General features: G+C 74.7%; 14 protein-coding genes, 2 tRNA genes and 1 pseudogene. 7 read left to right on the forward strand and 10 right to left on the reverse strand.

All coding sequences use genetic code 11. The features are described 5' to 3' along the window. Positions 1-337: 337 nt before the first annotated feature. Entirely contained in the window at positions 338-874 is a 537-nt protein-coding gene (locus tag ACIPW5_RS16955; protein ID WP_362473565.1) for a MarR family transcriptional regulator, read from the reverse strand. Positions 875-1,006: 132 nt separating this feature from the next. Between ACIPW5_RS16955 and ACIPW5_RS16960 the strand changes: the two genes are divergently transcribed. Next, the gene (locus tag ACIPW5_RS16960) at positions 1,007-2,296 is read left to right on the forward strand and encodes an MFS transporter (protein ID WP_401245801.1); all 1,290 of its coding nucleotides are present in this window, start codon (positions 1,007-1,009) and stop codon (positions 2,294-2,296) included. Between the two features lie 66 nt (positions 2,297-2,362). On the opposite strand, the gene ACIPW5_RS16965 is transcribed toward ACIPW5_RS16960, so the two are convergent. Next, positions 2,363-4,087, reverse strand: coding sequence for a SpoIIE family protein phosphatase (locus ACIPW5_RS16965; protein WP_401245802.1), 1,725 nt, complete (start codon positions 4,085-4,087; stop codon positions 2,363-2,365). A gap of 221 nt (positions 4,088-4,308) precedes the next feature. Further along, on the reverse strand, positions 4,309-5,727 hold the full coding sequence (locus ACIPW5_RS16970) for an NAD(P)/FAD-dependent oxidoreductase (RefSeq protein WP_401245381.1): 1,419 nt from the start codon (positions 5,725-5,727) through the stop codon (positions 4,309-4,311). 342 nt (positions 5,728-6,069) lie between these two features. On the opposite strand from ACIPW5_RS16970, the gene ACIPW5_RS16975 reads away from it, so the two are divergent. Both ACIPW5_RS16975 and ACIPW5_RS16980 read left to right on the forward strand, forming a co-directional pair. After that, complete coding sequence (locus ACIPW5_RS16975) at positions 6,070-6,828, forward strand: TetR/AcrR family transcriptional regulator (RefSeq protein WP_401245383.1); 759 nt, start codon at positions 6,070-6,072, stop codon at positions 6,826-6,828. Positions 6,829-7,083: 255 nt separating this feature from the next. After that, complete coding sequence (locus ACIPW5_RS16980; RefSeq protein ID WP_401245385.1) at positions 7,084-9,099, forward strand: sigma-70 family RNA polymerase sigma factor; 2,016 nt, start codon at positions 7,084-7,086, stop codon at positions 9,097-9,099. Here the strand turns inward: ACIPW5_RS16980 and ACIPW5_RS16985 are convergent. Both ACIPW5_RS16985 and ACIPW5_RS16990 read right to left on the reverse strand, forming a co-directional pair. After that, positions 9,086-12,313 (reverse strand): BTAD domain-containing putative transcriptional regulator, encoded by a 3,228-nt coding sequence (locus ACIPW5_RS16985; protein WP_401245387.1) that lies wholly within the window; start codon positions 12,311-12,313, stop codon positions 9,086-9,088. The genes ACIPW5_RS16980 and ACIPW5_RS16985 overlap by 14 nt on opposite strands. Before the next feature lie 312 nt (positions 12,314-12,625). Then, the gene (locus ACIPW5_RS16990) at positions 12,626-14,845 is read right to left on the reverse strand and encodes an asparagine synthase-related protein (protein ID WP_401245389.1); all 2,220 of its coding nucleotides are present in this window, start codon (positions 14,843-14,845) and stop codon (positions 12,626-12,628) included. Between the two features lie 675 nt (positions 14,846-15,520). Between ACIPW5_RS16990 and ACIPW5_RS16995 the strand changes: the two genes are divergently transcribed. The 4 genes from ACIPW5_RS16995 (at position 15,521) to ACIPW5_RS17010 (ending at position 20,883) form a co-directional block, all read left to right on the forward strand. Then, positions 15,521-17,089: a sporulation protein gene (locus ACIPW5_RS16995; RefSeq protein WP_401245390.1), complete on the forward strand. Its 1,569-nt coding sequence runs from the start codon at positions 15,521-15,523 to the stop codon at positions 17,087-17,089. Between the two features lie 19 nt (positions 17,090-17,108). Further along, positions 17,109-18,323, forward strand: a complete 1,215-nt coding sequence (gene lhgO / locus ACIPW5_RS17000; protein WP_401245392.1) for an L-2-hydroxyglutarate oxidase — start codon at positions 17,109-17,111, stop codon at positions 18,321-18,323. Between the two features lie 404 nt (positions 18,324-18,727). Next, positions 18,728-19,558, forward strand: a complete 831-nt coding sequence (trmB, locus tag ACIPW5_RS17005; protein ID WP_401245804.1) for a tRNA (guanosine(46)-N7)-methyltransferase TrmB — start codon at positions 18,728-18,730, stop codon at positions 19,556-19,558. A gap of 44 nt (positions 19,559-19,602) precedes the next feature. Continuing rightward, entirely contained in the window at positions 19,603-20,883 is a 1,281-nt protein-coding gene (locus tag ACIPW5_RS17010; RefSeq protein ID WP_401245394.1) for a PrsW family intramembrane metalloprotease, read from the forward strand. A 16-nt stretch (positions 20,884-20,899) separates the two neighbouring features. Here ACIPW5_RS17010 and ACIPW5_RS17015 read toward each other — a convergent pair whose 3' ends face one another. The 5 genes and pseudogenes from ACIPW5_RS17015 to ACIPW5_RS17035 all read right to left on the reverse strand — a co-directional run. Beyond that, positions 20,900-21,943 carry a M23 family metallopeptidase gene (locus ACIPW5_RS17015; RefSeq protein ID WP_401245396.1) on the reverse strand — a complete coding sequence of 348 codons (1,044 nt, stop codon included), beginning with the start codon at positions 21,941-21,943 and terminating at the stop codon, positions 20,900-20,902. A gap of 303 nt (positions 21,944-22,246) precedes the next feature. Beyond that, positions 22,247-23,410 (reverse strand): PP2C family protein-serine/threonine phosphatase, encoded by a 1,164-nt coding sequence (locus ACIPW5_RS17020; RefSeq protein WP_401245398.1) that lies wholly within the window; start codon positions 23,408-23,410, stop codon positions 22,247-22,249. 158 nt (positions 23,411-23,568) lie between these two features. Beyond that, positions 23,569-23,642: transfer RNA gene (locus tag ACIPW5_RS17025), tRNA-Met, on the reverse strand. Positions 23,643-23,931: 289 nt separating this feature from the next. Next, positions 23,932-24,004 (reverse strand) — tRNA-Lys (locus tag ACIPW5_RS17030). A 183-nt stretch (positions 24,005-24,187) separates the two neighbouring features. Then, positions 24,188-24,429: pseudogene (locus tag ACIPW5_RS17035) on the reverse strand (RNA helicase); the annotation flags it as partial.

The following is a 24,429-nucleotide window of genomic DNA, read 5'->3' on the forward strand; positions in this document are numbered from 1 at the left end:
TTGCTTTCCAGGTCCTTCGCTTTCGCGCTTTCCCTTTCCGGCGGTTCCGACTCTATCAGATCCTTTCGGGCCTGACCCCCAGTCAGCGGGGTTTGTCCTCCGGGCTGTTGGGCCCTTCCGACACCTGAACTCTAGCGGATTTCCCCGGCAACCGATAATCGGGCCTTCGGAAATGAATTCGGACATGCCGAATTCGTTCCCTGTGGGAGTTCGTGCTGAGTAGGTTGCCGCTACGAGGCGGCGGGATTCGTTGACTCCGGAACCTTCCGGCTCCGGGGCAACTCGGAGAACCTTACGGATCTGCGAGGGGCGTGTCAACCCGGGAGGTCAGGGCCCGTCAGGCGCGGGACTGGAGCTCCTCGACGCGGTCCAGGAGGCGGGTGAGCATGTCCCCCAGTACTCCGCGCTCCGCCGTGGAGAGGTCCTGGAGGAGGTCCTCCTCGAAAACCGTGGCCGCGCGCATCGCGTCCAGCCACTTGCTGCGGCCCTCGTCCGTCAGCTCCACGATCACGCGGACCCGGTTGGACTCGTCGCGTTCGCGGGTGACCAGGCCCTCCGCCGTCATGCGGTCGATCCGGTGGGTCATCGCGGCCGGCGTCAGGCCCAGCTGCTTCGCGAGCTCGCTCGGGCCCATCCGGTAGGGCGCCCCGGAGATGACGAGGGCCTTGAGGACCTCCCACTCCGCGTTGCTGATGCCCAGGGCCGCGGTCTGGCGGCCGTACGCGACGTTCATGCGGCGGTTCAGCCGGCTCAGCGCCGAGACCACCTTCTCGACCTGGGGGTCGAGGTCCTGGAACTCGCGCTGGTAGACGGCGATCTGCTCGTCGAGGCTCGGCTCTTGGACGGGCGCCGCGCCGTCGGGGGTGTCAGCCATGGTCCGAAGTATCGCACGAACCCGTTGGCATCTAACTCCTTCGATGTGTAGAGTTAAGCATCGAAGTTTAGGTATGAAGTTCTGAAGTCTTCAGTCTTCGGCTCTCAAGGCAGGTGAGAAGTGACCAAGGTGATGGGCGCTGCGATGCGGCGGATCCAGGCCGGGAACGCGCTGACCGCGTTCGGCATCGGTTTCACGGTTCCGTTCCTCTACATCTATGTGGCGCAGGTGCGGGGTCTGGGTTCCATGGCGGCCACGAGTGCGTTCGTGGCGTTCGCCCTGGGTGCTCTCGTCGCGCTGCCCTTCACCGGCCGGGTCATCGACCGGCGGGGGCCCGTCCCCGTGGTCATGGGTGCGGCCGTCGCCGCCTCGGTGGGCGCGCTCGCGCTCGGGCTCTCCACCGGCGTCGTGCCGATCCTGCTGTCCGCGCTGGCGCTGGGCGCCGGTCAGGCCGTGATGCAGCCGGCGCTGGCCACGATGATCGTGTGGTGCTCGACGCCGTCGACCCGGACGCGGGCCTTCGCCCTGCAGTTCTTCATGCAGAACCTGGGTCTGGGCATCGGCGGGCTCGTCGGCGGCCAGATCGTCGACGAGAGCCGTCCGGGCAGCTTCACCCTGCTGTTCGGCATCGAGGCCGTGATGTTCCTGGTGCTGGCGGTCGTGATCGCCACCGTGCGGATGCCGCACGTGCAGAACATCAGCGACGCGATGGCCAAGGACGCGGCTCCGGCGGGCGGTGGCTGGAAGCGGCTGCTGCGGCACAAGGCGATGGTGCAGCTGTGCGTGCTGGGGTTCGTCCTGTTCTTCGCCTGCTACGGGCAGTTCGAGTCGGGTCTGGCGGCCTTCGGCACCGAGGCCGCGGGGATCTCCCCGTCCACGCTCGGGTTCGCGCTCGCCGCCAACACGGGTGCGATCGTCGTGGCGCAGTTCGTCGTGCTGAAGCTGGTCGAGAAGCGCCGCCGGTCGCGGGTCATCGCGCTGGTCGGGCTGATCTGGACCGTGGCGTGGCTGATCGCCGGGTTCTCGGGGCTGGGGCACGGCAGCGCGATGATGGCCGCCGCCGCGTTCATCACCACGTACGCGCTGTTCGGCATCGGCGAGGCGATGCTGTCGCCGACGCTGGCCCCGCTGGTGGCCGATCTGGCCCCCGAGGGTTCGGTCGGGCAGTACAACTCGGCGTTCGCCCTGGTGAAGCAGATGGCGCTGGCGCTCGGGCCGCTGGGCGTGCCGCTGGGTGCGGGGATTCCGATGCTCTACATCGGGGTGTTCGTGCTCGTGTCGCTCGGGATCTCGGTGCTGGCGCTGCGGCTGGGCCGGCAGCTGTCCGCGGGGCAGGACCGGCCGTCGCTGAGCCGGGTCGTGGCGCAGGGAGCCGGGTCCGGTGCGGAGGCGAAGGGGGTCACCGAGCCGGTGTCGGCGTAGGTGGCGCGTGCGTGAGTGCGTGAGGTGAGGGCCCGGTCCGTGGACCGGGCCCTCTCGTGCGTGCGGCTACTTGTCGGGCAGGGCGAATTCGCACCAGACGGCCTTGCCGCCGCCGGGGGTACGGCGGGAGCCCCAGGCGGAGGCGATGGTGGCGATGATCGAGATGCCGCGGCCGGTCTCGTCGGCGGGCTCGGCGCGGCGGCGGCGCGGGAGGTGGTCGTCCCCGTCGGTGACCTCGACGATCAGGCGGCGGTCGGTGCGGCGCAGGCGGAGCCGCATGGGCGGGGTGCCGTGCTGGAGGGAGTTCGCGACGAGCTCGCTCGCGGCCAGGACGCCGAGGTCGCACAGCTCCACGGGGAAGCGCCAGGAGCTGAGGACGCCCTGGGCGAAGGCGCGGGCGCGGGGGGCCGCCTCGACGCCGCCGAGGAGTTCGAGGGCGGCGTTGTGGAAGAGCTCGGCGTCCACTCCGGTGCGGGCGGGCTGCTGGAGGACCATCACGGCGACGTCGTCGTCGTGGTCGGCGTCCACGCCGAGGGCACGCATCAGGCGGTCGCAGATGATCGCGGGGGTGCCCTGGGCGCCGGCGAGGGCGCGTTCGAGGGCGGCGACGCCTTCGTCGATGTCCTCGCCGCGGCGTTCGACCAGGCCGTCGGTGTAGAGGACGGCGGTGGAGCCGGGGCCGAGGGCGATGGTGCCGGAGCTGTGGAGCCAGCCGCCGGTGCCGAGCGGCGGGCCGGTGGGGTCGGCTGCGCGGCGTACGGTGCCGTCCTCGTCGCGGACGAGGATGGGGAGGTGTCCGGCGGAGGCGTAGGCCAGGAGTCCTTCGTTGGGGTCGTGAACGGCGTAGACACAGGTGGCGATCTGGCTGGCGTCGATCTCCGCAGCGAGGCCGTCGAGGAGCTGGAGCACCTCGTGCGGGGGCAGGTCGAGGCGGGCGTAGGCGCGGACGGCGGTGCGGAGCTGGCCCATGACGGCGGCGGCGCGGACTCCGCGGCCCATGACGTCGCCGATGACGAGGGCGGTGCGGCCGGCGCCGAGGGTGATGACGTCGTACCAGTCGCCGCCCACGGCCGCTTCGGTGCCGCCGGGCTGGTAGGTGGCGGCGACGCGGAGGTCGTCGGGCTGTTCCAGTTCCTGGGGCAGGAGGGAGCGCTGGAGGGTGACGGCGGCCTCGCGCTGGCGGCGTTCGCTGGCGCGGAGGCGGTCGACGGCTTCGGCGTGGTCGGTGACGTCGGCGAGGTGGACCAGGATGCCGGTGTGTTCGGGGTCCGTTTCGCCGTCGGCGGCGGCCTTGGGGAACTCGACGGGGGTGCAGGTGACGGTGTACGAGCTGCCGCCGCCGGGGGCGGTGCGGTTCTTGGCGGTGCGGGGCTTGCCGCTGCGCTGGACCTGGTCGAGGAGTTCGAGGAGGCCGAGCTCGCCGAGTTCGGGGAGGGCTTCGCGGGCGGGGGCGCCCGTGGTGCGGGGGCCGAAGCCGGCGGTGTAGGCGTCGTTGACGTAGGCGACGCGGTGGTCGGGGCCGTGGACGAGGGCGACGAGGGCCGGGAGCAGGCCGAGGACTTCCCGTACGGGGAGCTCGTCGAGGGCGGGCGCGGCGGGGATCGGCGCCGTGCCGGTGCCGCGGACGGTGGCGTCGGCGGGGCTTCCTTCGGGGGGCGCGGCAGGGTGGGCGGCGCCGCGGGCTGCCGGGACGGAGCCCTCACCGCGTTTGGCCTGGGCCGCGGCGTGCTCGTTCCGGGCGGCGGCGCGGCGCGTGCCGGGGAAGCGGGCGCTCCAGCGCGTGAAGTTCACTGCGTTCAAGCCTCGTGGTGTCGCAAGTGGTCGCGGTGTTTCCTCCCGGCGGTGCCGGGAGGTGCCCCTGGGGTCGGGCGCTGGACGGTGTCGCTGGGTGAGTGGTGTCCGGTCAGTGCCGATCGGTGCCGATCGGTGTTTTCACTCGGTGGATGTCACTGTGTGCAGGCGTGAGCCCACCTATGGTCACACGTCCAGTGTGGCCGACGGCACTGACAACGTCAGCCCTGATCGTCCTTCGGGGGTTCGGGGGCGGGCCTGGGCGGGTGGTGCCGGTGGCCGCCGCCCGCGGCGAGTTCGAATTCTGCCCTGGGGTGTTCGAGGGATCCGAGGGAGACGATCTCGCGTTTGAAGAGTCCCGCGAGGGTCCATTCGGCGAGTACCCGCATTTTGCGGTTGAAGGTGGGGACGCGGCTGAGGTGGTAGGCGCGGTGCATGAACCAGGCGGGGTAGCCCTTGAGCTTGCGGCCGTAGAGCAGGGCGACGCCCTTGTGGAGGCCGAGGGAGGCGACGGAGCCGGCGTACTTGTGGGCGTACTCGGTGAGGACTTCGCCGCGCAGGGCGGCGACGAGGTTGTCGGACAGCTGCTTGGCCTGGCGGACGGCGTGCTGGGCGTTGGGGGCGCATTCGCGGCCCGGTTCGCCGGCGGTGATGTCGGGGACGGCGGCGGCGTCGCCGGCGGCCCAGGCGTGTTCGACCCCTTCGACGGTGAGGAAGGAGGTGCAGCTGAGGCGTCCGCGTTCGTTCTTGGGGAGGTCGGTGGCGGCGAGGACGGGGTGGGGTTTGACGCCGGCGGTCCAGACGATGGTGCGGGTGGGGAAGCGGGAGCCGTCGCTGAGGACGGCGACGCGGTTCTCGCAGGATTCGAGGCGGGTGTCGAGGCGGACGTCGATATTGCGGCTGCGCAGTTCGCGGACGGTGTAGACGCCCATTTCGGGGCCGACCTCGGGGAGGATCCGGTCGCTGGCCTCGACCAGCACCCATTTCATGTCCTCGGGCTTGACGTTGTGGTAGTAGCGGGCGGCGTACCGGGCCATGTCCTCCAGTTCGCCGAGCGCCTCCACGCCGGCGAAACCGCCGCCGACGAAGACGAAGGTGAGGGCGGCGTCGCGGATTGCGGGGTCGCGGGTGGAGGAGGCGATGTCCATCTGTTCGATGACGTGGTTGCGCAGGCCGATGGCCTCTTCCACGGTCTTGAATCCGATGCCGTAGTCGGCGAGCCCGGGGACCGGGAGGGTGCGGGAGACGGAGCCGGGGGCGAGGACGAGTTCGTCGTATTCGATCTCGATGCCGCCGGTGCCCTCCTCGGTGGTGGCGAGGGTGGTGACGGTGGCGGTCCGTTTGGCGTGGTCGATGCTCCGGGCCTCGCCGATGACGATGCGGCAGCGGTCGAGGACGCGGCGCAGGGGGATCACGACGTGCCGGGGCGAGATGGCGCCGGCGGCTGCTTCCGGGAGGAAGGGCTGGTACGTCATGTAGGGCTCGGGGGTCACCACGGTGACCTCGGCTTCTCCGGATCTCAGCTTCCGCTGGAGGCCCAGGGCGGTGTACATGCCGACGTAGCCGCCGCCGACGACGAGGATGCGCGTGCGGGGCGGGGTACCGGGGTCGTCGCCCCGCGAGTTAGCAGCCTTCACCATCCCATGACGCAACGTGGCCGGGAGTTTGTCCACAGCCCCGGCAAATTGTGTGACAGGTGGGGGTGGCGTGACCAGCCCGTCAGGAGATCCGGGTCACGTTAAAAGTGCGCAGGTCAGGGCTCCGGAAGGGGTGATTCCGGGGAGTTGCGGCGGAAAAGTGGCGGTGAATGCTCCGATCGGGCGGTGCTCGGTCGGGGGCTGCCTCTTCTGAATTGACTCTGGCTCAACTATGTTCGTATCTCGTCGAGGATGTAGGACCAGGGCCCTCATGACCGTGGCCCCCCTCGACACGAAGGCGGGGAGTGTCTCCGGGGGGAGACAAGTGATTACCGGGGGATACATATGAACATTTCCGATTTCCATGGCTCTGTCACCGCTCTGTCCGCGGAGACCGGCGGTCGCGTGATGGCGGGTTCGACCACCCACGGCGTGGGCCGTTCCACGCCGCTGCGCGTCGACGCCCAGCGCAACCTGGAGCACGTCCTGCGGGCGGCCCGGGAGGTCTTCGGCGAGCTGGGCTACGGGGCTCCGATGGAGGACGTGGCACGGCGCGCGCGGGTCGGCGTCGGCACCGTCTACCGGCGGTTCCCGAGCAAGGACGTACTGGTCCGGCGGATAGCCGAGGAGGAGACCGCCCGGCTGACCGAGCAGGCCCAGTCCGCCCTCGGCCAGGAGGAGGAGCCGTGGCAGGCGCTGTCGCGCTTCCTGCGGACCTCCGTGGCCTCCGGCGCGGGCCGGCTGCTGCCGCCGCAGGTACTGCGGGTCGGCGCGGCCGCCGAGGAGGCGGACGAGGCCGCGGCCCGGGTGCCGCACCAGCGCCAGGCCGCCGCGGGCGGTACGGCCGAGCTGCGCGTCGTGGGCGCGCGGACCCCGGCCGAGGACGAGCCGTCCGAGGACGCCGGAGCGGGTGCGCTGCTGGAGGTCGTCGGCCGGCTGGTCGACCGGGCGCGGGAGGCGGGTGAGCTGCGGACCGACGTCACGGTGGCCGATGTGCTGCTGGTGATAGCGACCGCCGCGCCCGCGCTGCCCGACCCGGCCCAGCAGGCCGCGGCTTCGGCCCGGCTGCTGGACATCCTGCTCGAAGGTCTGCGCTCCCGGTAGGCGCGGGGCGGCGCCCCGGCTCGTCCGGGGCGCCGTGCCGAACCGTCGGCGGGCCGGTCCCCGCAGGGGTGGGGACCGGTTCGTCAACGGGTGTCCACGAACGGCAGGTCGCCCGAAGGGGTGAGGATCGGTCCGGCGGTTCGCCGGGCCGTCCCCAGACGGGTGGATGGCGCGGAGAGGGCCCCGGGGGGCCACCGCCGTGTGACAGGCTGGATCGGTGTACCGGTTCGAGTGTGTCGTGCGGAGGCTTCCGCGATGAGCGGTGACGGGCGGGACGAGTCCCTCGGTGGCGTCGGCGGCACCGGCGGCGAGGCCGGAGCGGGCAGCCTGCCCGCCCGGCAGGTCCCGGCCCAGCGCGAACCTGGCGGCCGGCACGCCGCATCCGGTACACCGGGTGGCGAACTCCCCGTGTCCGACGCCGATTTGGTCGCCCGGATGCGGGGTGGCGACGACGGGGCGTACGAGGAGCTGTTCCGCCGGCACGCCGACGCGGTACGGCGCTACGCGCGGACCTGCTGCCGGGACGGGCACACCGCCGACGACCTGACCGCCGAGGTGTTCGCGCGGACGCTGCAGGCGGTGCGGGGCGGGGCCGGGCCGGACCATTCGGTGCGGGCCTATCTCCTGACCACCGTGCGGCGGGTCGCCGCGGCCTGGGCGAAGACCGCCCGGCGGGAGCATCTGGTCGAGGACTTCGCGGTGTTCGCGGAGCAGGCGGCCGTGGGTGCGGAGAGCGCCGGCGCGCTGTCCGGGGACGACACCCTCGAACTGGGCGCCGATGTGCGGGCGATGCACGAGGCCGAGCGGTCGCTCGCGATGCAGGCCTTCCGGAGCCTGCCCGAGCGGTGGCAGGCCGTGCTGTGGCACACCACCGTCGAGGAGTCCTCCCCGAGTGCGATCGCCCCGCTGTTCGGGCTGAGCGCCAACGCGACGGCGGTACTCGCCTCCCGGGCCCGGGAGGGCCTCAAACAGGCCTACCTCCAGGCCCACGTGAGTTCCGCGCTCAGTTCGGGCGGCGACTGCGCCCGGTACGCGGACCGGCTGGGCGCGTACGCCCGGGGCGGGCTGCGGATGCGGGCGGAGCGGGGGCTGCGCAAGCACCTGGAGGAGTGCGCCAAGTGCCGGCTGGCCGCCGGGGAGCTGAAGGACGTCAACGCGGGCATTCCCGCGCTGCTGCCGGTGGCGGTCATCGGCTGGTTCGCCGCCGGGTACGCCGCCAAGGCGGCCGGGGTGGTGGCCGGCGGGGCCGTCGCCGCCGGGGGTGCGGGGGCTGCCGCTGCGGCGGTGGGCGGGTCGTCGGCCGGAGCCGGGGCGGGGGCCGCCGGGACGGGCGCCGGTGCCGCCGGGGCAGGTGCGGGGGCCGCCGGGGCCGGGACGGGTGCCGCCGGGGCGGGGGCGGGTGCCGGGTCCGGTGGGGCCGGGGCCGGGGGTGCGGTCGTTTCCGAGGGGCTGGGGTTGCCGGCCAAGGCCGCCATCGCCGCCGGGCTGGCGGTCGCCGCTGCCGCCGGGGTGGTGTTCGCGCTGACCGGGGACGAGCCCGAGCCGCAGGCCGGGCCCGCGCCCGGAGTGGTGGCCCCGGTGGCGCCCGAGGTGCCCGCGCCGCCCGTGTCCGCCGCACCGGAGCCGGTGCCGCCGGGGGCTCCGTCGCCGGCCGCGCGGGGGTCGGTGCCGCCCCGGCGCAGCGCGGCGCCGTCGGCTCCCGCGTCCTCGGCGCCGGCTCCGACGGCCGCGCCGCCGTCCGCTCCGGCGAGCCCGCGGCCGAAGCCCTCCCCGACGCCGTCGCCCACGCGGCCCCGGCCGACGACACCGCCGCCGGTGCCCGTGCCGCAGCCGGCGCAGGGGTTCCCGCTCGCCGGGCTCGGGCACTCCGCGGTCGGCGGGCACACCGGTCCCGAGCTGGAGACCTGGCGCAGCAGCTGGGTGTGGCAGCGGTGGGGGCTGGTGGTGGGCGGGCAGCGGTTCGGGCAGGGGATCACCGTGCACTCCCGCTCCTCGGTGGAGATCACCCTCAACCGGCAGTGCACGGGCTTCTCGGCGCGGGCCGGGGTGGACGGGCTGTCGCTGCCGACCGACGGGAAGCTGCGGTTCTCCGTCTACGGCGACGGGCAGCGGCTGTGGCGTTCGGGCGCCCTCGGGTACGACGACGCCCCGGTGCCGGTCGAGGTGTCGCTGGCCGGGCGTTCGAAGCTGCGGCTGGTGGTGGAGCAGGCCGGGCCGGGGCAGTTGCCGACGCTGGGCAGCTGGGCCGACGCGGTGATCAGCTGCCGCTGACGCCGAGCAGGACGACGACCTCCGCCGGGGTCAGGGTCCGGCCCTCGGCCTCCGCCCGGGCCCGGCCGGCCGCGCCGAGGGCGGCGAGGGTGCGCTCCGGGAGCCCCTCCAGGGCGGCCTCCTCCGGGACCGAGCGGGGATGGCCCGCGCGCCAGGCGGTGGCCGCCGCGAGGATGCGTACGCTCTCCGCGTGACGGCCGGCGTCGGCGAGGAACAGTGACGCCGTCTCGGCGATGCCCGCCAGGACGCGCTCCGCGCAGTGCGTGGCCACGGCCCCGGCGAAGGTCGGGCCGATCCCGGCCAGGCCCGCTGCCGTGCCCTTCTCGCGGGCGTCCAGCACGTTGTCGATGAGGTCCAGCCCGGCGGTGAACTGGGCGGGCACGTTGATCCGTTCGGCGGCGGTGCGGGCGGCCGCGGATTCGGTGCGGGCACGGTGGAGGTCGCCCCGCCGGAGGGCGAGCGTGGCGGACAGGAACCGGCTGTAGGTGTTCACGTCGTACACCCCGCCCTGCTCGTCGGCCTCGCGGTCGGCCTCCGCGAGGAGCTTCTCGGCGGCGTCGTAGTGCCCCGCGCAGTACTCGGTCTCGGCGATGCGGGCGATCGCGAAGGGCGCTTCGATGCGGGCGCCGACCTCCCGTGCCAGGCGCAGGCACTCCTCGTAGGCGGCGCGGGCGCCGGCGTACTGGCTGCGGGAGAGGGCCGCCTCGCCCGCGGCGCTGGCCACCTGGGCGCGGATCCAGCGGTCGCCGATGCGCCGGGCGATCGCGTCGAGCTCGGCGAGGTCCGCGTCCACGGTGGACATGCCGCCGGTCATGTCGATGGCGAAGTGGGTGCGCATCAGCAGGGGGACGGCCAGTTCCCAGTCCCCGGCGTGGCGGCGGCAGTTGGCGATGGACTCGTCGATGCTCCGGTGGAAGTTCTCGACGTCGCCGGTGAGGAAGCAGATCGCGGGCCAGAGCATGCCGGGGAAGCGGGTGGTCTCCGGGGAGCCGTGACGGAAGACCTCCTTGAGGCGGCCGGCCTCCACCCGGTGCTCGGGCGTACGGAACTGCTCGGCGCCGCTGCTCTCGGCGAGCAGCAAGATGTGGAGCATCCGCAGCCGCATGTAGGGCCAGTAGCCCGGGGATCCCTCGGGCGGTCCGACGGGCATCCGGGCGAGGATCCGGGCGGTCCAGTCGGCTCCCTCGGTCCGGTAGTCGCGCAGCCACCAGAACCAGCCGAGGCCCGCCAGCATGCGCTGGGCGGTCTCGGTGTCGGCGGCTTCCGGTTCGCCCTCGATGACGGTGTGGAGGGCGGAGCGGAGGTTGTCGAGCTCGGTCTCGACCCGGCGGATCCACGGGAGCTGGGCGGCGGAGCGCAGCAGCGGTTCGGCCCGTTCGGTGAGGGCGAGGTAGTGCGCGGCGTGCCGGCGGGCGGTGGCGCGGGCGTCGGCGGGGTCCTCGGCGAGGCGTTCGGCGGCGTACTCGTGGATGGTCTCCAGGAGGCGGTAGCGCATGCCGTCGGGGTCGGGGTCGGCGCCGACGAGGGACTTGTCGACGAGGGCCGCCATGATGTCGGCGACATCGGTGCCATCGGTGGCGTCCCCGGTGGCGGGGTCCGCGCAGACGGCCTCGGCGGCGTCCAGGTCGCAGCCGCCGGCGAAGACGGACAGCCGGGCGAGGACGGTGCGCTCGGCGGTGTCGAGGAGGTCCCAGGACCAGTCGACGACGGCGCGCAGGGTCTGCTGGCGGGGCAGGAGGGTGCGGGCGCCGCCGGTCAGGAGCCGGAAGCGGTCGTCGAGCCGGTCGGCGATCTGGCGGGGGGTGAGCAGCCGCAGCCGGGCGGCGGCGAGCTCGATGGCGAGCGGCAGGCCGTCCAGGCGGGCGCAGATCTCGGCGACGGCGTCCGGGTCGTCGCCGGGGCCGAAGCCGGGGCGGGCCGCCGCGGCACGGTCGGCGAAGAGGCGGTGCGCGGGGCCGGGCGGCAGCGGTTCGAGGGGGCGCAGGAACTCCCCCGGCACGCCGAGGGGCTCGCGGCTGGTGGCGAGGATCCGGACGCCGGGGCAGTGGGTGAGGAGCCGTTCGGCGAGTTCGGCGGCGGCACCGATGACGTGCTCGCAGTTGTCCAGGACGAGGAGCAGCCGGCGGTGCGCGCAGTGCTCGACGAGGGCGGTGGCGGGGTCGACGTCGGCGGTGGTCTTCTCGCGGGCGACGAGGCTGTTCTCGCGCAGGCCGAGGGCGCTGAGGACGGCGCCGGGGACGGCGGCGGGGCTGTCGAGGCGGGCGAGTTCGACGATCCAGCCGGAGTCGGGCCGGGCGGCGGCCGCGTGCTCGGCGAGGCGGGTCTTGCCGGAGCCGCCGGGGCCGGTGAGGGTGACGAGGCGTACGCGGTCCAGGTCGGCGGCGAGGGCGGCGAGTTCGGGCTCGCGGCCGACGAAGGAGGTCAGCCGGGGGCGGATGTTGCCGCGGGGCTGCGGTGGCGCGGACGGAGGCGGGGGCGGGGTCCGGAGCAGCTCCGCGTGCAGGGCGCGCAGCTCGGGGCCGGGGTCGGTGCCGAGGCCGTCGGCGAGTTCGCGGCGGGTGCGCCCGTAGGCGGCGAGGGCGTCGGCGGGGCGGCCCGCGGCGCGCAGGGCGCGGAGCTGCTGGGCGCGCAGTGGTTCCTCGTACGGGTGCTCGTGGATCAGCGCCTCGATCTCCGGCAGGAGTGCGGCGGGGGCGGTGGCGCCGCTGCGCAGGTCGGCCTCGATGCGGTCCCGCTCGGCGCGGGCGCGGCGGGCCTCGGAGGCGGCGGCGTACGCGGTGCGGGCGGGCTCGGGCAGGTCGGCGAGGGCGGGTCCGCGCCACAGGGCGAGGGCCTCGCGGAGGGTGCCGGCGGCGGTGGCGGGGTCGGTGGCGAGCTGCTCGGCGCCGAGGGCCGCGAGGCGGGTGAAGCGGTGCAGGTCGACGTCGTCGCGGGCGGCGGTGAGGCGGTAGCCGCCGGCGGGGTCGGTGGTGAGCCTGCCCGGGCCGAGGGTGCGGCGCAGGCGGGCCACGAGGGCCTGGAGGGCGGCGGGGGCGTCCCGGGGCGGGTCGTCGCCCCAGACCTCGTCGACGAGGTCCGTGACGGAGGCGGCGGCCGGGGCGCCGGCGCGGAGGGCGAGGGCGGTGAGGAGCGCGCGGAGGCGGGGGCCGCCGGGGGCGAGGGGGGCGCCGGTGTCGTCGTGGGCCTGGGTGGGGCCGAGGATCTGGTAGCGCACCGGGCAATTCTGCCTTGCCCCTGGCCGGGGTGGATGGGGGTTTTCGGGGGCGGGGCCCTGTGGCGGGGTCCTTGTGGCGGGGCCTGGGCGGGCGGGCCGGGGCGGCTGCGCGGGCGGCGGCTGCGCGGGCGGGGGCTGCGGGGTGCCGCTGCGCGGGGCTGGTCCCCTACCCGCCCTTCCACCGTTCCCTGGGGCTCCGCCCCAGACCCCGCGCCTCAAACGCCGGCGGGGCTGGAGGGTGCGGCGAGGCTGGAGGCTGCCGGGGCTGGAGGGTGCGGCGGGGCTGGAGTTCCCGGGGCTGGATGTGGCGGGTCAGCGGCCTGCCGGGAGGGCTCTGGGGGGCAGGCGGGGGAGGGGGGTGTCCAGGGGCGGGACCGCGCGGCGGCGGGGGGTGGAGGTGCCGGTCCAGCAGGTGCCGCGGCGGGCCAGGAGGCGGCGGAGCCACAGTTCCATCGAGACGAGTTCCGCGAGCCCGTCGAGCGGCACCGGCCGCCCCTCCGCCGCGTCGATCAGCGCCTGCTGCACCACCCGGGCGTCGACGAGGCCCGCGTCCGCGAGCAGCGGTGTCGTGAAGAGGGCCAGCAGGGAGGTGAGGGCGGCCCGCAGCCCCAGTCGGGTGGCGGTCTCGTTCGGGGTGTGGGCGGTGGCGCCCCAGCCGGGCGGGAGTTCGCGCACCCCGGCGGAGGCCAGGACGCTGCGCAGGATCTCGGCGCGGGCCCCGGGCTGTACGCGCAGGGACTCCGGCAGGGCGCGCGCGGCCCGTACGACCTGGTTGTCGAGGAACGGGGCGTGCAGGCGCTGGCTGCGGACCTCGACGGCCTGCTCGAAGACCCGGTGGTCGGCGGCGTGCCGGGCCAGCAGGGCGCGGGCGCGGGCCTCGCCGGGGCGCAGCGAGAGCGGGGGGCGACCGGCGGCGGCCCGGAGCCGGATCGATACTTCCGCGAGGGCTTCGCCGGTGAGCCAGCCCGCGGCGGGGCCGGGCCGGGACCAGGTGAGGGCGGCGAGCGAGGCGTCGACCGGCCCGGAGGCTGCGGCGACGGCCGCGCCGCCCTCGCGGAGCCGGGCCGCGGCGGCCTCCATGCCCGCGCGGTACGGCGTACGGGCGAGGCGGCGGGCGGCCGAGTATACGGAGAAGGGGACCAGCAGCGGGTCGGCGGGCGCGGAGCGGGCGAGGGCGGCGACGGGGCGCAGCAGGTGGCGGCGCCTGCGGTCGAGGAGGAGGTCGGCCATGCGGGCGGGGTGCGCGTCGAGGACGCGGCGGGCTCCGTGTCCGGTGAAGTGGTCGGCGGAGCCGGCGGCGAGGCGGCGGCGCTCGCGGGCGGCGGAGACGAGGGAGGGGCCGGGTTCGTCGGTGAGCGGGCCGTCGAGTTCCGCGTACGGGAGGGCTTCGCCGGCGGCGGCCACGACGACGTGGTGGAGGCGGGGGTCGGCGGCGAGGGCGTGGGCGCGTTCGAGTTCGCCCTCGCGGCCCTGGGGAGTGGCGAGGTCGTTGAAGGTGACGGCGAGGAGCCGTGAGCCGGAGCCCTGGAGGGTGCCGGGGGCGCCGGGGAGGCCTGCGGCGAGGAGGGCGAGCGTCGCGGAGGCGGTGCCGCCGGAGAGGTCGGCCCCGACGCCCGGCGCGGGGGCGCCGCGGGCCGCGCGCCGGTCGGCGGGGCCCATTCCGGGCACGGGTCCGGGGTCGGGGAGCAGGGTCTCGGGAGCATGCCGCGGTGCCGTGAGCCGGGCGCGCACCGCGGCGGTCAACGCTTCCCGTACGCCCTCCACCGCCCGTTCGGGGTCGGCTTCGGGGGCGGCGACGGCGAGGGAGGCCACCGGCTCGTAGCCGGTGATCTCCCGGGAGCCCTCGCGGAGGATCAGCGTGTGGCCGGGCGGGATGCGCCGGACCCCCTCGTACGGTGTGCCGTCGCCCAGCGCCTCGGGGCTGTCGGGGCAGGCGAGGAGGGCGGCGAGGTGGCCGACGTCGAGCTGCGCCTCGATGAGGTCGGCGAGCGGGAGCGCGGCGGTGGCGTAGGCGGTGCCGCCGGCCCAGGGGGTGTAGAAGACGGGCCGGGCGCCCGCGAGGTCGCCGAGGACGGTGATGCGGCGGCCGGCCTGGACGACGGCGGTGTAGCTGCCGGGCCATTCGGTGAGGTGGCGCAGGGCGCCGCCGCGGGCGGCGTAGAGGGCGCGGCGCAGTTCGGCGTCGGTGGCGCCGCAGCAGCCGAGGACGGCGAGGCGGGTGAAGGGGTCCGCGGGGTCGGCGGTGACGGTGCGGATCTCGTCGGGGCGCCAGTCGCCGACGGCCCAGAGGGGGTCGGGGTCGCCCCACAGGAGCTGGGCGCCGACGGGGTGGACGGTGCGTTCGGCGTCCTGGGCGGCGGGGTCGTCGGCGTACGCGGCGTCGGCGATGCCGCCGTGCTGCGGCGGTTCGGGGTGGGGCCCGCGGCCGTACGGGGAGCCGGGGCCGTCGTGGCCGGTGCCGGGGCCGGACGGGACCCGTCCTGCCGTGCCGAAGCTCGCGGCGATACTGCTCCACCCGACCAACCAGCGCACCGCCGCCTCCCCCAGCCCGTGGGCACATGACCGGGGCAACGGACGGCCGGGACGGCACGGACAACGTGCGTCGGCGTGCGTCGGCGCTTGGAGGGCGCGGCCGGCGGGACCCCGGGTGGCTCGGGGTCCATGCTGCCACGAGAAGGGCGTGCGAGAGTGGCTTCGGGGGGCGCACATGTAAACGAACACGCCCCGGCCACGCGGTATTTGGCGTTCCGTTCCCACCGCCCCATAGGTCGGTTTCGGCCATTCTTCGGCCGTACTGAGGGCCGGTACGGGCCCTCGCGCGGGGTGCCCGGGAAGGCCGCGGGGCGCGGTCCGGGAGGCGTCTCCCACCTCCCGGACCGTTCCGCCACCCGCGGGGATTGAGGCAGCGGCATCCCCCGGCCCACCGGATCCACGCGGCGGGCCGACCCACGCACCGCACATCGAATCGCCGGGCCCCGGGACCGGCCAGAGCGCACGGCCGGGCGCACGGCCACACGGCCGGAGCACGAGCTGACACGTGCGCCCGGGGCACGACCCCCGGGCGCACTGTGCGCACGGACAACAATCCCGCCATACGGAAGTCGGGGCCTTAACGCTTGGGAGGCGGGGAACTACGCTGGGTTTACGAAATGCCGGGTGCCTATGCCCCGGCGGCGTCTGCGTTCCGCGTGTGACGAGGGGTGGCGCATGTCCAGGGAGCTCCGCGAGCCCAATGAGAAGCTCGGCGCCGTCCTCGCCCTCGCGGGCATCAGCAACGCCGGGCTGGCCCGGCGGGTCAACGACCTCGGCGCGCAGCGCGGTCTGACGCTCCGGTACGACAAGACGTCGGTGGCGCGGTGGGTGTCCAAGGGGATGGTGCCCCAGGGCGCGGCCCCGCACCTGATCGCCGCCGCCATCGGGGCGAAGCTGGGCCGGCCGGTCCCGCTGCACGAGATCGGGCTGGCGGACGCCGATCCGGCGCCGGAGGTCGGGCTGGCCTTCCCCCGCGACATCGGGGCGGCGGTGCGCTCGGCGACCGACCTGTACCGGCTGGACCTGGCGGGGCGGCGCGGCGGTGGCGGGATCTGGCAGTCCCTCGCGGGTTCGTTCTCGGTGTCGGCGTACGCGACGCCGGCCTCGCGCTGGCTGATATCTCCGGCCGACAGCTCGGTGGCCCGCGAACCGGGCCCCGCGGGCGCCCCGGACCCCGCCCCCGAGACGACCGGCACGGCGTCCGGCACGGCCGCCGCCGCCCCGCCGCGGCGGGCGCCGGAAACCCCCGCGCTGGGCGTTGTGCCCGCCCAGCCCGGACCCGAAACCGCCCCGCCGGCCGCCCCCGCCCCGTCGGCCGCCTCCCCGCAGCGCGTGGGCCACAGCGACGTGGCGAAGCTGCGCGAGGCCGCCGAGGACGCCCGCCGCTGGGACTCCAAGTACGGCGGCGGGGACTGGCGTTCGTCGATGGTGCCCGAGTGCCTCCGGGTGGACGCGGCGCCCCTGCTGCTCGGCTCCTACACCGACGAGGTGGGGCGCGCCCTCTTCGGGGCGACCGCCGAACTGACCCGGCTGGCCGGCTGGATGGCCTTCGACACCGGCCAGCAGGAGGCCGCCCAGCGCTACTACATCCAGGCGCTGCGCCTCGCCCGGGCAGCCGCCGACGTCCCGCTCGGCGGGTACGTCCTGGCCTCGATGTCCCTCCAGGCGACCTACCGGGACTTCCCCGACGAGGGCGTGGACCTCGCGCAGGCCGCCGTCGAACGCAACCGCGGCCTCGCCACCGCCCGCACGATGAGCTTCTTCCGCCTGGTCGAGGCACGGGCCCACGCGAAGGCGGGCGACTCGGCGGCCGCCGGGACGGCGCTGCGGGCCTCCGAGGGCTGGCTGGAGCGCTCGCGGGAGGGCGACCCCGACCCGACCTGGCTGGGTTTCTACTCGTACGACCGTTTCGCGGCGGATGCGGCGGAGTGCTACCGGGACCTGAAACTCCCGCGCCAGGTACGCCGTTTCACGGAGCAGGCACTGTCCCGCCCGACGGAGGAGTACGTTCGCTCGCACGGGCTGCGGCTGGTGGTGAGCGCGGTCGCGGAGCTGGAGTCGGGCAACCTCGACGCGGCGTGCGCGGCCGGGACCCGGGCCGTGGAGGTCGCGGGCCGGATCTCCTCGGCGCGGACGACCGAGTACGTACGCGACCTGCTGCACAGGCTCGAACCGTACGGGGACGAACCGCGGGTCGTGGAGCTGCGGGAACGGGCACGGCCGCTTCTGGTGGCCCCCGCGTAGCCCGGTTGTCGGTGGTGGGGTGCAGTATGCAGGGGTGGGAGGTGTCAGCGTGGAGTGCGACGTGCTGGTGATCGGTGGCGGGATCGTCGGCTTGTCGACAGCCCATGCCCTGTCACGGCTGGCCCCGGGTACCCGGGTGACCGTGCTGGAGAAGGAGGCCGCTCCGGCCCGGCACCAGACGGGCCGCAACAGCGGGGTGATCCACAGCGGCATCTACTACCGCCCGGGATCGCTCAAGGCGCGCTTCGCGGTGGCCGGGGCCGCCGAGATGGTCAAGTTCTGCGCCGAGCACGGCATCCCGCACGAGGTGACGGGCAAGCTGATCGTCGCCACCGAGCGGTCGGAGCTGCCGCGGCTGCACTCCCTCGTCCAGCGCGGCCGGGAGAACGGCATCCCGGTGCGCGAGCTGGGACCGGCCCAGATCACGGAGTACGAGCCGCACGTCCAGGGCCTCGCCGCGATCCACGTCGGCACCACCGGGATCGTGGACTACGGGCAGGTCGCGGCGCGGCTCGCCAAGGAGTCCGGGGCCGAGATCGTCTACGGCGCGGAGGTGGACCTGATCTCCCGCCGGTCCTCCGCGGTGGCGGTCCGCACCACCTCGGGCCGGGTGTTCCGCTCCCGCGTCCTGATCAACTGCGCGGGGCTCCACTGCGACCGGATCGCCCGCCTGGCCGGTGACGACCCGGGCATGCGGATCATCCCCTTCCGCGGCGAGTACCACGACCTGACCCGCCCGGACCTGGTCCGGGGCCTGGTCTACCCGGTGCCCGACCCGGCGTTCCCCTTCCTCGGCGTCCACCTGACCCGGGGCATCGGCGGCGGGGTCCACGTCGGCCCGAACGCCGTCCCCGCGCTGGCCCGCGAGGGCTACGGCTGGGGCACGGTCCGGCCGGGGGACATCGCCACGGAGCTGGCCTGGCCGGGATCCTGGCGGATGGCCGGACGGCACTGGCGGTACGGGGCGGGCGAGATCCACCGCTCCCTGTCGAAGCGGGCCTTCACGGAGGCCGTACGCCGCCTGCTGCCGGCCGTCACGGAGGCGGACCTCACCCCCGCGACGGCGGGCGTCCGCGCGCAGGCGGTGCTGCGGGACGGCACCCTCGTCGACGACTTCCTCATCCGCGAGGCGCCGCGCACGGTCCACGTCCTGAACGCGCCGTCGCCGGCGGCCACTGCTTCGCTGCCGATCGGGCGGGAGATCGCGGGGCGCGCCCTGGCGCACCTTTCCTGAACGCGCCGCCGCCTTTTTGACGCGCCGCTCGCGCGGCTCGGCCCTGGCGGGCCTCCCCGGCTTCGCGCCGCTGCGACAGCCTCCGGCCGTCGGACCGGGGGCGGGGCCGGGTTGGGTGGCCGGTGGTCGGGTGCGGGTCGGTGGGCCGCTGCGCGGAGCGGGTCCCCTACCCACCCTTCCACCGTTCCCAGGGGCTCCGCCCCTGACCCCGTTCGCCTCAAACGCCGGCGAGGCTGATTTCAGCCCCGCCGGCGTTTGAGGCGCGGGGGTCTGGGGGCGGAGCCCCCAGGAGGGGTCCGGGCGCAGCCCGGGGAACGGGCGAAGGGCGGGTAGGGGACCCAAGCCCCGCGCAGCGGCAGCGCCACCCGCACGCGACGTAGAATCGCCGCATTGTGTCTGAGCCCCTGAACCCCCAGCCGAGCCTCCCCGACTCCCCGCCGGAGGCGTACACGCCGCCCAAGTGGCGCACCGAGCCGCGGTTCCCCGACGGTCCCGCGCCCGACCCCGCCGGCTCGCACCACGAGCGCCGGATCCGCAGCTTCCAGCCGCGCCGCAGCCGGGTCACCACCGGCCAGGGCGAGGCGCTGAAGCGGCTGTGGGGCACCTGGGGCCTGGACATCGACGGGCACGGGGTGATCGACCTCGACAAGCTGTTCGACGGACTCCCGGTCGTCCTGGAGATCGGCTTCGGCATGGGCGAGGCCACCGCCCAGATGGCCGCGGCCGACCCCGCCACCGGCATCCTCGCCGCCGACGTGCACACCCCCGGGCAGGGCAACCTCCTCGCCCTCGCGGAGCGCGGCGGCCTCACCAACGTCCGCGTGGCGAACGGCGACGCGATCATCCTGCTCCGCGAGATGCTCCCGCCCGCCTCCCTCGCCGGGATGCGCGTGTACTTCCCGGACCCGTGGCCCAAGGCCCGCCACCACAAGCGGCGCCTGATCCAGCCCGAGTTCCTCGACCTGGCCGCCACCCGCCTGGCGCCCGGGGCCGTGCTGCACTGCGCGACCGACTGGGAGGACTACGCCGAGCAGATGCTCGAAGTCCTCAGCGCCCACCCGGAGTTCGTGAACACCCAGGCCGACGGCGGCTACGCGCCGCGGCCCGAGTTCCGGCCGTTCACCCGGTTCGAGGGCCAGGGCCTGGACAAGGGCCACGTGGTCCACGACCTCCTCTTCGCCCGCCGGGGCGCCGACCAGGTCGAACCGGCAGTCGAACCTGACTCCAAGAACTGACAAACGTCACTCGGAGTGTCCGACCCGCTCGGTAGGGTCATCATGTGTACCGAGCGCTCTCCCGTGTGCTCGCACGCCCGTCGGGCACGGCCCGTACGTGCGTGCTCGGCACGCTGCTCACCGCCACCGGGGTCACCATCCTGGAACTCGTGCGGGAGCAGACCGGCACGGCCGGGTTCTTCGTGGGCCTCGGCCTGGCCCTGCTGCCGGTGCCGCTGCTGATGGCGGCGTTCCGGTGGGTCGGCCGGGCCGCGCCGGGCCCCTGGCGGCAGTCGCTGTTCTGCTTCGGCTGGGGGGCCTGCACCGCGGCGCTGATCGCGATACTGGCCAACAGCTACGCCACGGAGTGGATGGCCGCGGCCTCCACCGACCCCCTGGCCGCCGACCGCCTCGGCTCCGTCGCGATCGCCCCGGTGGTGGAGGAGAGCGCGAAGGCCGCCGCCCTGCTCCTGGTGTTCGTCTTCCGAAGACGGCGGTTCACCGGCGCCGCCGACGGGATCGTGCTCGCCGGGTTCACCGCCACCGGCTTCGCCTTCACCGAGAACATCCTCTACCTGGGCAACGCCTTCGAGGAGGACCTGGCCAACGGCACCCGTGCGCTGGATTCCGTGACGGCGGCGACGTTCTTCGTGCGGGTCGTGCTCTCCCCGTTCGCGCACCCCCTCTTCACGGTGCTCACGGGCCTCGGCTTCGGCGCCGCCGCGCTCACCGCCCGCCGTGCGCACAGGACCGGGCTGCCCCTGCTGGGCCTGGCCCTCGCCATGGGCGCCCACGCGCTGTGGAACGGCTCCTCGCACTTCGGTGAGTACGGTTTCTACGTGGTCTACGGCTGCGTGATGGTCCCGGCGTTCGCGCTGCTGCTGTGGCTGGCCGTGCGGGTCCGGCGCGGTCGGCTGCGGGCCGTCGCCGCCGAGCTGTCGGTGTACGCCGCCGCGGGCTGGCTCGGTCCGGCGGAGGTGCCGGCCCTGGCTTCGCTGCCGGCCCGCTCCCTGGCGCGGGCCCTGGCCCGCCGCACCGGAGGCCGCCCCGCCGCCCGCGCCGTGTCCCGCTACACGGCGGACGCCGCCGCCCTCGCCCTGCTGCGCCGGCACGCCCGGCAGTCCGGCCCGGACGGCGGGGACCCTGAATTCGCCGAGCGGGAGCGCGAGTTGCTCCACCGGCTCTGGAGCCGCCGGGCGACGGCCGCGCCCGCGCTGGCCCGGGCGGCCGTGCTGGAGGAGCTGCTGCCCCCGCCGCGCCGGACCCCGCAGGGCGCCGCCCCGGCGCCCGCACGGGTCTTCGTACCGGCCGCCAGGGCCCCGGAGCTGTCGCCCTCCCCGACCTAGGCCGTCCGTGCGTCCGTCAGACGTCGAGGCCCTTGGAGCCCAGCCACGCCAGCGGGTCGACCGTCGAGCCGCCCTTGCGGACTTCGAGGTGGAGGTGAGCGCCGGTGACGTTGCCGGTCGCGCCGACCCGGCCGATGGTCTCGCCGGCGCCCACGGAGCCGGAGGTCACGGACATCGAGGAGAGGTGGCAGTACCAGATCTCGGTGCCGTCGTCGAGCTTGAGCACGATCCGGTAGCCGTAGGCCCCGGACCAGCCGGCCGAGATGACCTTGCCGCTGCCCACGGCCTTGACGGGGGTGCCCGTGGGGGCGGCGAAGTCGAGGCCGGTGTGGTAGCCGGAGGACCACATGGAGCCGGCGACCCCGTAGTGGGAGGTGAGGGTGTAGGAGGAGGTCGGCAGGAACCAGCCGCCCGCCGACTGCGAGCCGGAACCGGAACCACCGCCCGCCGCGGCCTTGGTGGCGGTCTGCTCGGCGGCGGCCTTCTCCGCGGCTTCCTTCTCCGCGGCGGCTGCCTGCTCGGCGGCGGCCCGGGCCGTCTCGGCCTCCTTGTCGGCCGCTTCCTTCTGGGTCCTGGCCTCCTGGGCGGCGGCCTCGCGCGCGGTCCGCTCGGCGTCCGCGCGGGCCTGGGCCTGGTCGGTGTCCTGCTGCGATTCGGCCTGGAGGAGGATCCGGTTGAGCAGCGCCTCGCCCGCGTCGCCGCCCTGCTGCGGCACCGCGGCGGTCTCAGCGACCGCGGTGCCGGAGCCGGCCGCGGAGGCGGTCCGCACGGCGTCGCCGGCGGAGTCGGAGTGGCCGCCACCGCCGAGCAGGTCGGGCATGGATATGGAGACCTGGGGGCGGTCCTGCGCGGTGGCGATGCCACCCGCGCCGACCGCTGCGATCACGCCGACGCCGAGCACGGTGGAGCTGCGGGCGAGTCCGCCGCGCGCCTTGAGGACGCGGTGCTTGCCCCGGAGGGGGCGTGCGGAGTCCTCCGTGGGATTCCACTCGGCCCAGGCTCCGGCGGTGGGCGTCTCCTGGACGTCTGTGCCGTCATGGGCAGGCGAGTTGGAGGCCACGGGGGCACACTCCTCATGAGCGAGAACGCACACGGGTGCCGTCGTTGCGACGGCTGGGACGACCGCGCTGCGTTATCGAACGGTAATCTACGCAGGGGAATGATTCCAAGCCGAAGCGACTGATCGTTAACACCAATCGGCCACGCCCCGAACGGCTTTGGCCTCCGCATTCACCTCACCGGGGAGCAACTTCGGGCAATCCGCCCGCTCCACCCCCATCACTTCAGCCACACCGGCCGGATGACGCATCGTCAGACACCTTGCCCAGCGCACCCTTTCGGCCACGCAGGGTCACAGCGCCGTTCAGGCGTCGTCGCGGCGCACCACCGGGACGGTCCTCCTGCGCTCCGGCTGCCCCTCCCCCGCCCGCCCGACGGCGAGCAGCGCCATGTCGTCGGTCGCGCCCCCGCCGGTGTGCCGCCGCACATCGCTGCTGAGCGCCCCGAGCAGTTCGTCCGGACCCGGGAAGACCCGCCCCCGCAGCCGGGCCGCCGGATCGTAGAAGGTGCCCGAACCGTCCCGCGCCTCGGTCAGCCCGTCGGTGTAGAGGAGCAGCGTGCTGCCCGACGGGAAGGGCCACTCCTGCGGCCGGGACGCCCCGTCGGGCGCCAGCTCGCCCAGGCCCAGCGGCAGCTCCGGTTCGGCCGGGGCCAGTACCGCCAGGCCGCCGTCCGCGTACAGCAGCAGCGGCTCGGGGTGGCCCCGGTTCAGCAGCCGCAGCCGTTCGGCGCCGGGCGGGATCTCGCCGAGCACGCACGTGGTGAACCCCTCCACCGCGTCCAGGCCGGCCCGCCGCGTCCCCTCCCGGGCCAGGGCCCGCTCCAGGCGCCCTGCGAGCCCCTCCAGGGTCGGCTCGGTCTCCGCCGCCTCCCGGAAGGCCCCCAGCACCACCGCGACGGCCTCCACGGCTCCCAGCCCCTTGCCGCGCACATCGCCCACCGCGAACCGCACGCCGTACGGGGTGTCCTGGACGGCGTAGAGGTCCCCGCCGATGAAGGCGTCGGCCTGCGCGGCCTCGTACCGGGCGCAGACGTGCAGCCCCGCGATCCGTTCGGCCGGGGTCGGCAGCACGGCCCGCTGCACGGCCTCGGCGATCCCGCGCGCGGAGGCGAGGCGCTCGCCGCTGCGCCGTACGACCCGGTTGATCAGCAGGGCCAGCACGGAGACGGTCAGCACCGTCGCGAGCTCGGTCAGCGCCTCCACCTTCCAGGTCGTGCCGTTGTGGATGTGCAGGCCAACGACCACGAGCGAGGCGGCGATCCCGGTCAGCGCGGTCGCCCGGAGGGTGAACAGGGGTGCGGCGATCAGCGGGGCAGCGGTGAAGAAGGGGGATCCGGTGAAGCTGGGCGGCGTGGCGAGGTCGAAGAGCGTCCCCAGCACGATCAGCAGCACCGGCAGGATCCGCACCACCCGCCGGGCGGCGCCGTCCGCGCCGCCGTCCTTGCCCTGCCGGCCCAGCCCCACCACGCTGTCTCCTGCCGCCCGGTCGCGCCCCGCCCCTCCAGGCTGGCGGCAGGCGGCCGCGTACGGCGAGCGGGCCGGTGCGAAGGGGTGACGGCGTCCCGCACACGGCCCCGCACACGACGAAGGCCCGGTTCCAAGAGGAACCGGGCCTTCGTTCTGAGTAGCGGGGACAGGATTTGAACCTGCGACCTCTGGGTTATGAGCCCAGCGAGCTACCGAGCTGCTCCACCCCGCGTCGGTGAACCCAACTCTACGTCATCCGGGGGACGACTCCCGCCAATTAACCCGCCCAGAGCCCCAACAATCGACATATCCGCAGGTCAGAGCCTATGGAACTGATATGACCCCGGCGCCCTGAACGGCGGATCGGGTCCCAGCTCCCGGGCTTCGGGACGGGAACCGGCCACGGAACGGCCCCGGAACGGCCCCGGAACGGCCCCGGAACGGCCGAGCGCCCCGTCCGAAGAAGTCGGACGGGGCGCTCGGCACGGGCCCGGGGGAAGCTCCCCCCGGCCCGCGAGCGGTAGGCCATGTCGGACTCGAACCGACAACCAACGGATTAAAAGTCCGCTGCTCTGCCAATTGAGCTAATGGCCCTCCAGGTGCTCACCCCAGAGCATAGCCGGAGAGGGGCTGCGGACCGATCGGGTATCGCCGGGTGTGGCTCCGGCGGTTTCCCGCCATCCGGCTCGGGAGGGGCGAAACGGCCGGAAATGGGCTCGGCCCCCACCGCACCGGAGTGCTGTGAGGGCCGAGCCTTCGTCAGACGGCGCTCAGGCGTCAGCCGTTGCGCTTCCAGCGGGGCTTGTCGTCGCGGCGGAAGCCGCCACGCTCACCACCGCGGTCGTCACGGTTGAAACCACCGGACGGACGGTCGTCGCGACGGAAGCCGCCGGAGGGGCGGTCGTCACGGCGGAAGCCACCGCGGTCGCCACCACGGTCGTCACGGTTGAAACCACCGGACGGACGGTCGTCGCGACGGAAGCCGCCACCACGGTTGTCGTCACGACGGTCATCGCGAC

The organism is Streptomyces sp. NPDC090077 (assembly GCF_044747545.1).
In the GTDB taxonomy this organism is placed as follows: domain Bacteria; phylum Actinomycetota; class Actinomycetes; order Streptomycetales; family Streptomycetaceae; genus Streptomyces.

Excerpts from the sequence above, each read along its gene's own strand:
- ACIPW5_RS16955 (WP_362473565.1), bottom strand. The coding sequence starts at position 874 with ATGGCTGACACCCCCGACGGCGCGGCGCCCGTCCAAGAGCCGAGCCTC.
- ACIPW5_RS16960 (WP_401245801.1), top strand. The coding sequence starts at position 1,007 with ATGGGCGCTGCGATGCGGCGGATCCAGGCCGGGAACGCGCTGACCGCG.
- ACIPW5_RS16970 (WP_401245381.1), bottom strand. The coding sequence starts at position 5,727 with ATGGTGAAGGCTGCTAACTCGCGGGGCGACGACCCCGGTACCCCGCCC.
- ACIPW5_RS16975 (WP_401245383.1), top strand. The coding sequence starts at position 6,070 with ATGAACATTTCCGATTTCCATGGCTCTGTCACCGCTCTGTCCGCGGAG.
- ACIPW5_RS16980 (WP_401245385.1), top strand. The coding sequence starts at position 7,084 with ATGAGCGGTGACGGGCGGGACGAGTCCCTCGGTGGCGTCGGCGGCACC.
- ACIPW5_RS16995 (WP_401245390.1), top strand. The coding sequence starts at position 15,521 with ATGTCCAGGGAGCTCCGCGAGCCCAATGAGAAGCTCGGCGCCGTCCTC.